Annotated in this window: 13 protein-coding genes; 2 read left to right on the forward strand and 11 right to left on the reverse strand. The window is 43.4% G+C overall.

Annotation, left to right across the window (positions count from 1 at the left end; genetic code table 11):
• Positions 1 to 9: 9 nt before the first annotated feature.
• From ACE38W_RS20775 to ACE38W_RS20825, 11 genes are all read right to left on the reverse strand, one after another.
• The gene (locus tag ACE38W_RS20775; protein ID WP_375834142.1) at positions 10 to 1,428 is read right to left on the reverse strand and encodes a POTRA domain-containing protein; all 1,419 of its coding nucleotides are present in this window, start codon (positions 1,426 to 1,428) and stop codon (positions 10 to 12) included.
• Positions 1,429 to 1,476: 48 nt separating this feature from the next.
• Positions 1,477 to 2,139 carry a CBS domain-containing protein gene (locus ACE38W_RS20780; RefSeq protein ID WP_375834144.1) on the reverse strand — a complete coding sequence of 221 codons (663 nt, stop codon included), beginning with the start codon at positions 2,137 to 2,139 and terminating at the stop codon, positions 1,477 to 1,479.
• A 119-nt stretch (positions 2,140 to 2,258) separates the two neighbouring features.
• Positions 2,259 to 3,035 (reverse strand): alpha/beta fold hydrolase, encoded by a 777-nt coding sequence (locus ACE38W_RS20785; protein ID WP_375834147.1) that lies wholly within the window; start codon positions 3,033 to 3,035, stop codon positions 2,259 to 2,261.
• Between the two features lie 72 nt (positions 3,036 to 3,107).
• Complete coding sequence (locus ACE38W_RS20790) at positions 3,108 to 3,650, reverse strand: CvpA family protein (protein ID WP_375834150.1); 543 nt, start codon at positions 3,648 to 3,650, stop codon at positions 3,108 to 3,110.
• A 42-nt stretch (positions 3,651 to 3,692) separates the two neighbouring features.
• Positions 3,693 to 4,142, reverse strand: coding sequence for a GatB/YqeY domain-containing protein (locus tag ACE38W_RS20795; protein ID WP_375834153.1), 450 nt, complete (start codon positions 4,140 to 4,142; stop codon positions 3,693 to 3,695).
• An 18-nt stretch (positions 4,143 to 4,160) separates the two neighbouring features.
• A complete protein-coding gene (gene gldC, locus ACE38W_RS20800) occupies positions 4,161 to 4,517 on the reverse strand; it encodes a gliding motility protein GldC (protein WP_375834155.1) in 357 nt (118 codons plus the stop codon).
• 30 nt (positions 4,518 to 4,547) lie between these two features.
• Positions 4,548 to 5,750 carry a glycosyltransferase gene (locus ACE38W_RS20805; protein WP_375834157.1) on the reverse strand — a complete coding sequence of 401 codons (1,203 nt, stop codon included), beginning with the start codon at positions 5,748 to 5,750 and terminating at the stop codon, positions 4,548 to 4,550.
• 36 nt (positions 5,751 to 5,786) lie between these two features.
• Positions 5,787 to 6,203, reverse strand: a complete 417-nt coding sequence (locus ACE38W_RS20810; RefSeq protein ID WP_375834160.1) for a hypothetical protein — start codon at positions 6,201 to 6,203, stop codon at positions 5,787 to 5,789.
• A 71-nt stretch (positions 6,204 to 6,274) separates the two neighbouring features.
• Positions 6,275 to 7,405, reverse strand: a complete 1,131-nt coding sequence (locus ACE38W_RS20815; RefSeq protein WP_375834162.1) for an ABC transporter permease — start codon at positions 7,403 to 7,405, stop codon at positions 6,275 to 6,277.
• Between the two features lie 12 nt (positions 7,406 to 7,417).
• On the reverse strand, positions 7,418 to 8,560 hold the full coding sequence (locus tag ACE38W_RS20820) for a glycosyltransferase (RefSeq protein ID WP_375834165.1): 1,143 nt from the start codon (positions 8,558 to 8,560) through the stop codon (positions 7,418 to 7,420).
• A 6-nt stretch (positions 8,561 to 8,566) separates the two neighbouring features.
• Positions 8,567 to 9,343 (reverse strand): alpha/beta fold hydrolase, encoded by a 777-nt coding sequence (locus ACE38W_RS20825; protein WP_375834168.1) that lies wholly within the window; start codon positions 9,341 to 9,343, stop codon positions 8,567 to 8,569.
• Positions 9,344 to 9,531: 188 nt separating this feature from the next.
• Here ACE38W_RS20825 and ACE38W_RS20830 point away from each other — a divergent pair, with 188 nt between their 5' ends.
• Positions 9,532 to 11,325 (forward strand): acyl-CoA dehydrogenase family protein, encoded by a 1,794-nt coding sequence (locus tag ACE38W_RS20830; protein WP_375834171.1) that lies wholly within the window; start codon positions 9,532 to 9,534, stop codon positions 11,323 to 11,325.
• A 116-nt stretch (positions 11,326 to 11,441) separates the two neighbouring features.
• Positions 11,442 to 13,184: an N-acetylmuramoyl-L-alanine amidase gene (locus ACE38W_RS20835; RefSeq protein WP_375834174.1), complete on the forward strand. Its 1,743-nt coding sequence runs from the start codon at positions 11,442 to 11,444 to the stop codon at positions 13,182 to 13,184.
• Positions 13,185 to 13,281: the final 97 nt, after the last annotated feature.

Genomic DNA, 13,281 nt, shown 5'->3' on the forward strand with positions numbered 1-13,281 from the left:
GTTTTTGCTTTACATATCTATACTCGCATGTAAAAATAGTCCTTTTTGCCCTAACTGGTTAAAGCTGTATTCAATACGGAGACAGGTATCATAGAAAGAAACGATGTCCATACCGAATCCACCGGAATACAACATCCTGTTACTGAGGACGCCATTCCCTGGGAATTTATCGTAACTATAACCAGTATCACCATAGATTTTGAGGAAAAGGCGAAGCGGCACATATGCAAATTTCTTAGGCACAATGGGCAATTTGAAACGGGTTGAAAAGACCTCCTGACGGGCGGTTGCTTTCAGTATGGCGAAACTGGTTCCATCCACTACATAATACTCCAACCCTCGTAAGTAATCATCATTGTACCCGATTGCCTGCTTATTCATATAAGGCTGGTCGGCGCCAAACTTAACCAGGCTCCGTATCCCCATCGCGAAAAAGGTTTTCTTATATACCTGCCAGTACTTGGCTACGTTTAGGCGTATATGTACATCATGTACATCATTCAATCCGAAAAGACCACGCTTTCCTATCTCTCCCAGCACATGAATCCCTTTTAACGGATATACCCAGCTATCTGCATGTATATAATTTATTCTATATATCAGATCGATATAATTCACACTCGTCCGTCCATTACCGAGATAGTTGGGGTTCAGGATAGCGACGGAATCGGCTACACGCTCGTAGTTATAGTTCAGGAATACCTGGTGCCTGGTATTAATACCCGGGCGATAGCTATAACTGAGTCCGGCAGTATAAATCTGCCTTACATAATCATCTTGCTTAAAAAATACTTGCTTATTAAAGGAAGTACTGTCATTTACCTCGTGGTTCCTGCTGTAGGAAAACAATACTCCCAATCCATGTTTATAGCTTTTATCTATGTAGGGAACACTGTATTGTAATTGTAGTCGCTGCGTATAGCCGAACTGGATAGCGGCATTGAGGGCATCATTGCGGCCGGTGAGGTTTCCCTGGGTGCCTCTAACGCCAATGTTTACACGACTAAGACTGTGCCCCTGCTCTACCCACCACTGGTTAAAGTTTCTGTCGGCCAGCTTAAATATGGGCATAGCAATGGTATACCAACGCTCCCAGACATCAAAAACCAGGTCGGCTTCTTCTCCGCTCCAGTTTTTCACATTGGCAGTTACGTTGAGGAACAGTGATGTATTAAGGATTTGCTTACGGTGTTTTTCCAGCGTTTCGGCGAGGTCCTTCAGGTAGATGGTATCTCCCGGCACCGTATTTATTTCACGAAGAATAATGGAGGTCCGGGTTTTCTTATTACCTGTGATGATTACACTTCTGACGATCAGAAAGCCGCCTTTATCTTTATCGCTTGTACCGGTAGCATCCTGAGCTGCCACAGGCAACACATTTCCGAGCAGGCATAGTAAAGCCAGCATAAAGCAGCAGCGTCTCAGCATGTAGGCGTTAGAAATTAATGAACAAAACCAAATATAAGGAAATGGGAATTACATACTGATATAATTCATCAGCAGGTCGTAATTCTTTTTAACGGCATCCTCTTCAGGAGATTCGGAGATGAGATATTTGATCTGGTAGTTAAATCTTTCGAAGGTGGCTACAAGAGATTGCAGCTCCATGCGATTGGTTTTAAGAAGTACTTCCAGTCTGCCGGTTGCAGGATCAGTAAGAGTTTGCACGCTAAGAATACTGATATCGTTGGATTCTGCGATCCTGGCGATTTCACTGAGACTATAATCTCTGGGATCGAGGTCTAAAGCTAGCAGGCCACCTACTTCTTTAACGCCGTTAAATTGAGCGAGTGCGCCTATCAGTGTTTCTTTTGTAACAGAACCGAGGTAGTCATTTTCTTTGGAGACTACAGGCAGTACAGCTAATTTAAATTCGTTGAAGAGTTTGAGTGCTTCAAAGATATGCGCCTGTTCTGGAATTGCGGGTTTAAAGCCATCATTTTCTATGGACGCCAACGTGATGTCTGGATTGTTGAGGTCCAGAAGGGCATCTTCGTCGAGGAGGACCATATACTTATTATCCACTACCAGTGGCAGTTGGGTAAGATGTAACTCGTTCATCAACCTCAAAGCCTCCACGCCTGTATCCGAAGGATGCAGTACGGGTATGGTGGTAGATATGAGTTCTCTGGCAATCATCGTCGTGTATTCTTACTACAATAATAACAAAGAAATTCCCAACAGAAAAAGAAATTCCACGAACAGGCACGTTAAGCGACACTGCATTAACATAGCGCAGTTACACTATTCTATACCAATTAGTTGGCACTTTTGTTCTTTAAACGCTCTAAAAAGTTATGGAGGATTTTATTGAATTCTTCCGGTACTTCCATCATTGGCGCGTGTCCGCACTTATCGATAAACTCCAGTTCGGAATTAGGGATCAGTTTTTGGAACTCTTCAGCAACCATTGGTGGTGTGATGGTATCGTTTTTACCCCAGATCAACATTGTAGGCTGCTGGATCTCGCGCAGTTCATCGCCGAGGTTGTGGCGGATAGCTGATTTAGCGAGGGTAATGATTTTAATAACTTTAAGTCTATTGTTCACGATCTCGAACATTTCGTCTACCAGTTCTTTGGTAGCGGTTTTCGGATCATAGAAAGTGAGTTCTGCTTTCTTACGGATATATTCATAGTCTCCGCGTTTAGGATAGGTTTCACCCATTCCATTTTCGAACAGGCCGGAGCTACCAGTAAGGATCAGGGATTTTACCGGGGCTTCTGGATGTTTCAGCAGGTATACCAGTGCTACGTGTCCACCCAGAGAGTTTCCGAGGAGGTGAATATTAGTATAGCCTCTGGCTTCTACGAACTTGTGTACAAATTTAGCCAGTCCGCCAACAGACGTTTCCAGAATATTTAAATCATACAGGGGCAGCATCGGGATCACTACCTTGTTATATTGCTTGAAATATTCGATCATATGCGAGAAGTTACTTAACGCACCGAATAATCCGTGTAACAATACCAAAGGTTCACCTTCTCCTTCTTCTATAAAACTAAATTTTCCCTGAGTTTTGATTTCGTAATCCATTGCCAAATCTTGAAAGTCAATTTTACGCTAAAATAATTCTTTTTATTAATCTAAATAATCTTTGCAACGAAGTCATTCAGACGGAATATGGTGAGCTGCTCTATCAAAAAATGCCTGGAGTTGGTCAAATATATTATGGAAAAAAGGGATCACTTTTCCCATATGATCTATTACCCAAGGGCCGGTTTTTTCAATATAAGGATAAACCACAGACTGCATTTTGGTTTCAGGACTCAGCAGGTACAGTTGGTTCGCCATCCACAGCACAACGCTGTAAATTATCATAAATACCGCGGTATACAATAAAATTCCCGCAAGTTTATTCAGCCAACCCAAAAATACCAGCTCTACCATTCCCTGAAGGGCGGTAGCTCCAAGTCTGACCAATAACACCACACCAGTGAATAGACAAAAGTAGCAAAGAGCGGGCAGCCAAATGAAGTTCACTTTCCAATGGTGCTGCACATATAATGCTGTAACCGAACTGAGTTTTAGTGCGACAGCCATCCCCAGGATCAGGCCTGCCAGAGAAAATACAGCCACGATGAGGCCTCGGGTGTACCCTTTGTAGATGGCAAAAACCAGTATAATGGCAAATACTACGTCTATAGGCATTTTGCAGAGAATAGGCAGGCCATTACCGGCCTGCCAGCAGGATTATTTCAATAATTCCTTTACCATGGCGGAAATAGCCTTACCATCTGCCTTACCGGCCAGTTGTTTGGTAGCTGCTCCCATCACTTTACCCATGTCAGCAGGAGAGCTGGCTCCCACTGCTGCAATAATATCTGTTAAGGCTACACGAAGTTCGTCTTCTGTCATCTGTTTAGGCAGGAAACGCTCGATTACAACCAGTTCTTCTTCTTCTTTGATAGCAAGATCCTGACGATTCTGTTGCTGGAAGATTTCCAGAGAATCTCTGCGTTGCTTAGCAAGCTTTTGTAAAAGCTTGGTTTCATCCGCTTCGGTCAGGTCGCCAGTAGCGCCTTCCGCTGTTTTAGCCAGCAGAATAGCCGCTTTGATCGCGCGCAATGCACGCAGATCTGCTTCTTTTTTTCCCAGCATCGCAGTTTTGATCTCTGCGTTGATGTTCTGTTCTAATGACATATGGTTAATTTTAATGGATTATCGTTTATTTTCTTCAGCCAGTTTCGCCTGTAACTTTGATTGGAAGCCTTTTGCAAAAGTGCGGAGCTCATTCGCCTGCTCTCTTCCAAATTCTCCGGTTGCTCTATCAAAGGTATCAGCCATGGTCATCATGGTTTCAAAGAAGAAATCAGCCATTTCGTCTACCATCATGTCTTTAGTCCATAAATCGATACGTAAGGCCGCTCTCTCAGCCGGATCCCAGAAGGAAACCATCATCGCTTTCGCTTTAGTCATTCGCTCTTCTTTGTTATCCGTTGCACTCCAGTGAATCGTCTCCGGCCATTTATTTTCATCCAGACCAACCTGGATTTTTATATTAGATGTTGTACTCATGATTTTCAATTAAGGCCACAAAAATAGGCATCATTTGGGGATTTTCGTTCCATTGTCGCTAATAGGGCCTGTCATGGCGGCCCACAGCTCCTCTGCTGCCTTCTCCCAGCTACTGAAAGCCTTCTGAGGCGGGATCTGTGACAACAGCCAGGAACGCAGCTGCTCATCTTTATAGATCCTGCTCATTTTATCGGTAAGGTCATCGATATTGCCCGGGTCAGAAAAAAGGGTACTATCTCCTCCTGCTTCTCTCACCGCATCACCATCAATAGCAATTACCGGCACCTGACACTGTTGCGCTGCATATATAGGCAAAGGCAGGCCATCTAACCTGGATGGATATATCATTGCATAGGCGCCACCAGTAAGGCGTGCGAGCGTAGCATCGTCAGCATCCTCGATCCAGACCACATCATTCCTGAACTTATAGGAAGGCATAGCAGCAATAATTTCCTGTCCTGCTGGTGTTGCTGAACCTACCAATACCAACTTAATACTGGACAGCTGCCGCTTTTTCAACGCTGAAAATGCCTTGAAAACAGGCATTATATTATTACGGGGATGAATAGCTGCAGGCACCAGGAAGTATTCCGCACCGCCGGCAAACTCTTTCTTCACCGCTTCTCTCTCTTCCCACTCCAATGGCTTATATAGATTGCTCAAGCCTATATCCAGCACGCTGAGTTTATTTTTTATAGATGGTGCAAAGTCCAGTAATGCTTTCTCGCCAGTTTCAGATAAAACGGCCACACTCCTTGATCTCCACAGGTAATCTATCAGATGCTTCTTCAGATTTCGTTGCTGCTTGGGCGATTGAAGACCTGCATCCAACAAAAAGGAAAGGTCCCTAAACAATATAGTAGCAGGTATCTTGCTCCTTAAGGGTAATGTACCATCCAGTCCCAGGTAGATATCCGGATTAAATGCTTTCATGGCGCGCGGTAGCTGCCATTCCAGCCACCAGTATAGATGCCAGGCCTTTTCTCCCCTGATGGGTAATACCACAGGAGTTACGTTTGGCGGGAATTCCATACCAGCGGGAATATCTCCATCAAAAAAGAAGGTAAACGTGTGCTCCGGCTGCTGCCGGCATAAGGTAAATATGATCTGAGTGGCTACTGCACCTGTATCAGCGGGTAAATCCCTCCGCAGGCAAGCAGCATTAACAGCAATTTGCATAAAAGGATGTCTTGGTCTGCCAGCTTGCAAACCTAAAGCATTTTCCCCGTTCATACTATAGGGGAATTGCTGTCAATTCACTTGCGCCAGTTATAATGGCTTCTTGTTGGTAATATAAAAAATCTTCGGCGGGGCGGCATTGCCGGTATTTCCCAGGGAAGAAACGGTAATGGTCACCTTATATGTTTTTAGCTCCTTCAGATGCTTTAAAGTCACATCATAGGTGGCATTTTTGCTTGCTGAAACAGAATCCTGGTCCAACCCTACCCCAGCCGGATCTGAAACTACATTGATCTTTGTAGCTACGCCGGCTGCCGGCAGTTTAGATGTAACTGTTACTTTAAAGGTAAACGTACTATCCAATGCCTGGTTATATGCACCTTCTTCCACACCGTTCAAAGTAAATACCAGCGCCTCTTCCTGGGTATTACCAGGATTAGCTTCTGATTTATTGTTCTTCTTGCAGGAAAGAAAAAATATCGAACATAGAACTGCTAGAACAGGCATAAGGGTTCTCACTGGCATATTTTAGTCGATGATATGGTGAGCTATAAAATTAATCTTTTTTATTATGTGTGTCAAATTTTACTTCGTACATCCAGTGCATCTCTCAGCCCATTTCCTAAAAGATTGAATGCCAATACCAGCAGCATAATAGCGATTCCGGGAGCTAATGCCAGCATTGGGTTATGTGTGATGATGAAGTTATAATTTTCTTTAATCATCAGTCCCCAGGATGGTTGCGGCGGTTGAACACCTACTCCCAGGAAGCTAAGTCCTGCTTCTACAACGATAGCCGTAGCAAAATTACCGGCAGCCACCACCATCACAGGGCCCATAATATTGGGCAGTATATGCTTTACGATAATCCTGAAATTTTTATAACCCAATGCCCTGGCGGCTTCTACGAACTCCAGTTGCTTCAGAGAAAATATCTGCCCACGGATAATTCTTGCCACACCTACCCACATGGTAAGACCAACAGCTATAAACACTTGCCAGAAGCCTCTTCCAAGGGCTAACGTCAACGCAAATACGACAAGTAAGGTAGGCATTGACCAAACTACATTCACCAGCCACATCACCATATCATCCGTACGACCACCGTAATAACCGGCAACAGCCCCTAACAATACGCCTATGGTGAGTGAGATGATCACCGCAATGATACCCACGCCCAGACTCACTCTCGTGCCAACCAAAAGCCGGCTTAGGATATCACGGCCAAATTTGTCGGTGCCCAGCCAATAGGTATGCTTGAATATCTGATCTGCCGTAATTTTTTGTTGAAGTAACTTCCAGTCCTGGTTTGAAGCGTGCTGTATTCCGGATGTAATAACATCCAGCCTGTAAACCTCTCTTGCCGAAGTTGTTTCGTCTATATATCGTTGTACTTCCAGTAAAGAATCTTTAAAAGTCCAGCTGCGTATAGGCACCCAGGTATAAGCTGATGGTTGTCCAGATATCATCTTGCTAAAAAAATTCCTTTCTGGTACCGGCTGTTCTTTTTTTATAGCAAGTATATCTATAGAAAATCCAGGACGCTGGCCTTCTACCTCCAACAACATCCTGTTAGCATCTGGTGTGCCATCTGGTGAGATGAAATAAGCGAGTATACTGATGAATACAGACAAGCCGATGATTAGCAGCCCACCTAATGCACCCTTATTTCTCAATAATCTTTTAAGTATGGTTTGTTGTGTAGACAATCCCTGGAAATTTTAATTCACTTTACGTCCTTTCCATTGGTAAGAACCAAACTTACCTAGCCATCCTGCCAGAACAATATACGGAATATGGAAAATCTGGCCGGGAATAAAATACACAAGCAATCCGGTTTTGTTGAAGAATTGCGCCACTGGTAAGAGGAAATAAAGTTCCATTGTTACTTTAAAGAGCAACAGGATCAGCAGCCATGGCCATAAAACAGGGAGGAAGATGGCCGTTAAGCCCATCGCCAGCAGGCCTACATTAAAGAAATATACTAACAACAACACCCAGAACAGGCGCTTATCTTCATATTTATCTGCTTTTGAAGACCAGCGGATACGTTGGTTCATAAAGCCTTTCAGGGTGTCTACCGGTAACGTACGTACGATAGCATCTTCAGACCTTAGGTACATTACGCCCTCAGGGTAGGCATTATAGATTTTATACATCAACAGCATATCATCTCCGGAAGCGATTTTATCGATCCCAGAGAATCCACCAACGTCATAGAATGCATCCTTTTCATATGCCAGATTAGCGCCATTACACATAGTACCAGACTGCAATTGCGCCACAGCACCAGTGATACCTTGCATACTCATAAAGTCCAGTGATTGTAACTTTTTGAAGAAATTATCTTCCTTAAAAAAGCTTACAGGAGCGGCGATGAATTTCGGGCGCCTGTCTTCGTAAAACTGCACTATAGTTTCAATCCACTTAGGCCCCATTACACAATCCGCATCAGTGGTTACAATAAGAGAGCCGCTGGCCTGGCCGATAGCCATTTCAATGGCTTTCTTTTTATATGAATTTAATCGCTGCGATTTGTCGAGCAGCTGGCTCATTTGCAGCAACTTAATATTCGCAGCGCCCAAACTACGTACAATGTCAGCAGTATTATCGGTAGAGAAATCATCAATAATTATGATTTCCAGTAGGTTAACCGGATATGTCTGGTGTTTCAATGCGTCCAGCAATGAGGGAATATTATCCGCTTCATCTCTGGCTGGAATGATTACGGTTACAGGGGTTGTACCTATACGTGGTACTGGAACAGTATAATTTTTCAGGCGCTTCCAGCCGAGACTGTACCATAACATCAGTACACCATAGCCCAAGGCCAGCGTCACCATGAGAATTAAGAAAAAATACATCCGGGTTTATAAATTTGATTTGATAACTAGCCCCAATTGAGTGGATATAAGTCCATGTCCTTTATCCAGTATAAGCATTTTACTAGGAAACGTACTATCGATAAAGCGTTTCCCAAAGTCTGGTGGTATAACACGATCATATTTACCAAAGATCAGCAGCGTATTAACGTTATAGCGTGCCAATAATTGTTTGCAAAGTTTTTTATCAGGCATCATTTTTCTCAGGATAGTCCAGATTTCATATACCTGTATTCGTTTTTCAGGTTGGTCCATTCTGTTCATGACGAATTTATAAATGCTTTCATTTAATAAATTCAGTTTTCGGGAGATTTTGACCAGAGAGAAAAAGAAGCTGGGATGGTAGGCGTTGTATTTAAAGATTTTATTCCCGATGATTGTTTGGGTGACAAACAAATGCCAGGGATTATTTCTTAAACCGTCGCCAGCAACCATGATGAGGTTATCAATACGGTCCGCCAACTTTTCTACAGCACAGAGTGCGAGTCGGCCCCCCATGGAATATCCCAGCAAAGAAAAGCGCTGAAATCCATATTGTTGCATAACCATTTCGAGCAGTGCGCTCAAGTCTGTTTTTTCAAAAACCTTTTTTTCATTCCAGATTGTCTGACCATGTAAAGGCATGTCCAGACTGACAATGATGAAATCTTTTCCCAGTTCTGCAGTCAGAGGCCTGAAACTGGCTGCAGACTCACCGAAACCATGAATACATATGAGCAGCTGACTTCCATCACCCTCACAGGTGCCATGAAATCGGCTATTCATATATGGTAGATAAAAGTCAGACATAACCTAAAAGGGGACAATGATAAGCAAATAATGGCGATTTATGAATGTTAAGGACTCGCCACAACATCGTTAAGGTTATTCTAAAACTATAAAAACGTTGCGAAACTGCCATTCATAATTCGCAATTATTTAGTTAAATTACAGAACTACCAAAAACAGATATCATGGACGCAACAGTTGAAAATAAGCAGGCGCTGAAAGGCGCAGAGTTCCTAGTAAAAGAAAGTGCTCCTGAAGATGTATTTACTCCAGAAGATTTTTCAGAAGAGCAATTGATGATCAAAGACATGGCTGACCAGTTTATCGAAAAAGAAGTTACTCCTTTAGTGGAAAGACTCGATAAACAAGAAGAAGGTTTGATGCAATCATTGTTGGAGAAAGCCGGCGAACAAGGCCTCTTGGGAGCTGCATTTCCAGAAGAATTGGGTGGGTTGGGTAAAGACTTCGTCACTGCCACTATTATCAACGAAGGGTTAGGTGCCGGGCACTCTTTCTCTGTTGCAATGGCTGCACACACAGGTATCGGCTCCTTGCCTATCCTGTATTTCGGTACAGAAGAACAAAAACAAAAATATATCCCTAAACTGGCTACAGGTGAAATGAAAGGCGCTTATGCCCTCACTGAGCCAGGTTCCGGCTCTGATGCACTCGGCGCTAAAACCACCGCCAAACTTACTGATGATGGTAAATTCTATCTGCTTAACGGTCAGAAAATCTGGATCACAAACTCCGGCTTTGCAGATGTATTCACCGTATTTGCTAAGATAGATGGTGATAAATTCACAGCATTTATCGTTGAGAAAAATACGCCAGGCTTCACATTAGGCCCGGAAGAACATAAAATGGGTATCAAAGGATCTTCTACCCGTCAGATCTATTTCCAGGATGCTAAAGTTCCTGCAGAAAATGTATTAGGCGTAATCGGTAAAGGACACCTGATTGCTTTCAACATCCTGAACATCGGACGTCTGAAACTCTGTGCTGCCGCTCTGGGCGCAGCCAAACAATGTATCACCACCTCAGTACAATATGCCGTAACACGCGAACAGTTTAAACAACCTATCGCAAACTTCGGCGCCATCAAACATAAAATGGCCGAAATGGCCATCCGCGCCTGGGCCTGTGAATCAGCCCTTTTCCGTACCGCTCAACTGATTGACGATAAGGAAAGAGAACTCCTGGCCGCCGGCAAACCCTTCAACGAAGCACTGCTCGGCGCCGCTGAAGAATACGCAGTAGAATGCGCTATCCTGAAAGTAAATGGCTCCGAAGTACTGGACTTCGTTGTAGACGAAGGTGTTCAAATCCACGGTGGTAACGGATTCTCAGATGAATACATCATCTCTAAATCATATCGCGATTCCCGCATCAACCGCATCTTTGAAGGTACCAACGAAATCAACAGACTGCTCACCCTCGATATGACACTCAAACGTGCCATGAAAGGAAAGATCGATCTTATGACGCCAGCAATGAACGTTCAGAAAGAACTGATGAGCATTCCTGATTTTGGTAGTGATGATGAAACTCCGTTCAGTAAAGAGAAAAAGCAAATAGCCAATTTCAAAAAAGCGATACTCATGGCCGCAGGCGCTGCTGCACAGAAACTCATGGCTAAACTGGAAACAGAACAGGAAATCCTCATGGATATCGCTGACATGGCCATCGAAACTTTCGTTGCAGAAAGTGCTCTACTGCGTCTCATCAAACTAACAGAAAAACAAGGCGAAGCTGCTTCCGCATTACAAGCTGATATGGTACGCACCTACATCTACGATGCAGCAGATCGTATCAACAAATCTGGTAAAGATGCTATCAACGCTTTCGCTGAAGGTGATGAACAACGTATGATGCTCCTCGGCCTCAAACGCTTTACCAAAGCAGAACCATTCAATGCTAAAGATGCCCGTAGACGTATCGCCGATAAACTGATTGCCGATAACAAATACAGCTGGTAATTATAACATCTCTATATAAAAACCGCCTCTACACAATAGAGGCGGTTTTTTGTCCTGCCCCTTTCATACCTTTGCCCTCTTGCAGAAAAACTGGCCAGAACAAAAGAAAAAGGCGCATGAAGCATCTAGCTCAATTACTACTATCGCTATTCACGATCTTATCATTTCCATTACTGGCACATGGCCAGGCATCTATTCGATTATCTATTCCTTCCCGCGACCAGAATAACGTTAGCAGCAGTAAACAATTTATTGCCGGACGTACTTGTATTGGTTGCACAGTCACCATCAACAACGACAGCGTTTATGTATACCCTACCGGCACCTTTGCTGTTAAAAAAGAACTCGTCCAGGGAAAAAGTACTTTTGTTGTTAACGCTCAAGACTCTACCGGTACCAGATATACGAAAACTGTTACTTACTACTATACACCTGCGCCAGCACCGCGGCCCACAACAACTTTCAAAATAGATTTTATAGAGATCCGACCTTCTGGCAACCTTGAGCTACTGGAAGGCGATACACTGAAAATAAAGACCAAAGCCTATCCCGGCGCTACCGCCAGTTGGTTTAATAATGAACAGTTGAAAGAGCTACCAGCATCACAGTCTGGTGGTGTGCCTGGTTACTACGTTGGTACACATATAATAGGTGCGGAAGATTCTTTACTGAACGGAAAAATAACAGTTACCCTTCGCACAAAAAACGGCGAAACGGCTTACCTGACAAGTCCTAACAGGTATCGTTATCTGCGAAATGAAAAGATAACTACCGGAAGAACTATCGATAACATGACCTACATCACCAGCACAACAGAAGGTGATCGTCTGGGCCCCAACAAACTCGGATATCTGGATAAAAATGTTTTATTACAGATCGTAGGTAAGCAAGGAGAATATTATAAAGTAAGACTCTCTTCCAAACAAAATGCGTTCATACCTATCCCCTTTCTTGATACAGAGATTGCCCAGGAAGGCGTACCAGTAAGCATTATATCAGATGCAAAAATCTGGGGAGATGATAAATATGATTATATCTCCGTAGAACTTTCTGATCGTATGCCATACATAAGCACACAACTCAATGATCCAGGAAAAATAATTGTGGATGTACATGGCGCATATGCAGAGCAACGTGTCAATAACGCATTACAAAACACACAAGAGATTTCTCAGATAGCCTGGGGACAGCCAGCACCAGATGTTTTCAGAATGATGATATCGCTGAAACATAATGTGTGGGGCTATAAAATTTACTATGAAGGCAACCGACTAACGGTAAGGATTAAACGAATTCCCAAAAACCTGTCACTCAACAATATGACAATTGCAGTGGATCCCGGCCATGGTGGTAGTAATCCGGGAGCTACCGGACTAACAGGCGCCGTAGAAAAGAATTTCACGCTTGTGCTTTCTCTTTTGCTTAAAAACGCATTGGAAAAAGAAGGCGCCAAAGTGCTTATCACCAGAACTACAGATCAGTTTGTGAATAATGAAGAGCGGCTTTCATTTTACAGACAAGTAGATCCTGACCTACTGATGAGCATACATCTCAACTCTTCTGTCAATCCTGTAGATGTATTTGGTACTGCAACTTATTACCGGCAGCCATTCTGTGAGGCATTCTGTGCAGCTATTCATAAACGCTTGCTGGAAACAGGTCTGAGTGATTTTGGTAACAACGGAGACTTCAATTTCATCTTGAATAACCCTACAGAATTTCCAGATGCATTGATTGAAACATTATTCCTCAGCAATCCTGGCGACGAAGCCGCCTTACTAGATCCGGCATTTCAGCAATTATTAGTGCAGAAGATCGTACAGGGGGTTAAAGATTATGTACAAAGCGTAAAAAGATAAAAAATCGGATGTATCAAAAGCCATCATTGGGCGCTAGCCTACCGCGTTTTCTACCCAGTAGAGATCAGTTGCAAAAACAAGTAATGGCAAGAAAAAA

The organism is Chitinophaga sp. Hz27 (assembly GCF_042263525.1).
Lineage (GTDB): Bacteria > Bacteroidota > Bacteroidia > Chitinophagales > Chitinophagaceae > Chitinophaga.

Bases quoted from the DNA above. Each gene is read 5' to 3' on its own strand.
- ACE38W_RS20775 (WP_375834142.1), bottom strand. From the start codon at position 1,428: ATGCTGAGACGCTGCTGCTTTATGCTGGCTTTACTATGCCTGCTCGGA.
- ACE38W_RS20780 (WP_375834144.1), bottom strand. From the start codon at position 2,139: ATGATTGCCAGAGAACTCATATCTACCACCATACCCGTACTGCATCCT.
- ACE38W_RS20785 (WP_375834147.1), bottom strand. From the start codon at position 3,035: ATGGATTACGAAATCAAAACTCAGGGAAAATTTAGTTTTATAGAAGAA.
- ACE38W_RS20790 (WP_375834150.1), bottom strand. From the start codon at position 3,650: ATGCCTATAGACGTAGTATTTGCCATTATACTGGTTTTTGCCATCTAC.
- ACE38W_RS20795 (WP_375834153.1), bottom strand. From the start codon at position 4,142: ATGTCATTAGAACAGAACATCAACGCAGAGATCAAAACTGCGATGCTG.
- gldC (WP_375834155.1), bottom strand. From the start codon at position 4,517: ATGAGTACAACATCTAATATAAAAATCCAGGTTGGTCTGGATGAAAAT.
- ACE38W_RS20805 (WP_375834157.1), bottom strand. From the start codon at position 5,750: ATGAACGGGGAAAATGCTTTAGGTTTGCAAGCTGGCAGACCAAGACAT.
- ACE38W_RS20810 (WP_375834160.1), bottom strand. From the start codon at position 6,203: ATGCCTGTTCTAGCAGTTCTATGTTCGATATTTTTTCTTTCCTGCAAG.
- ACE38W_RS20820 (WP_375834165.1), bottom strand. From the start codon at position 8,560: ATGTATTTTTTCTTAATTCTCATGGTGACGCTGGCCTTGGGCTATGGT.
- ACE38W_RS20825 (WP_375834168.1), bottom strand. From the start codon at position 9,343: ATGAATAGCCGATTTCATGGCACCTGTGAGGGTGATGGAAGTCAGCTG.
- ACE38W_RS20830 (WP_375834171.1), top strand. From the start codon at position 9,532: ATGGACGCAACAGTTGAAAATAAGCAGGCGCTGAAAGGCGCAGAGTTC.
- ACE38W_RS20835 (WP_375834174.1), top strand. From the start codon at position 11,442: ATGAAGCATCTAGCTCAATTACTACTATCGCTATTCACGATCTTATCA.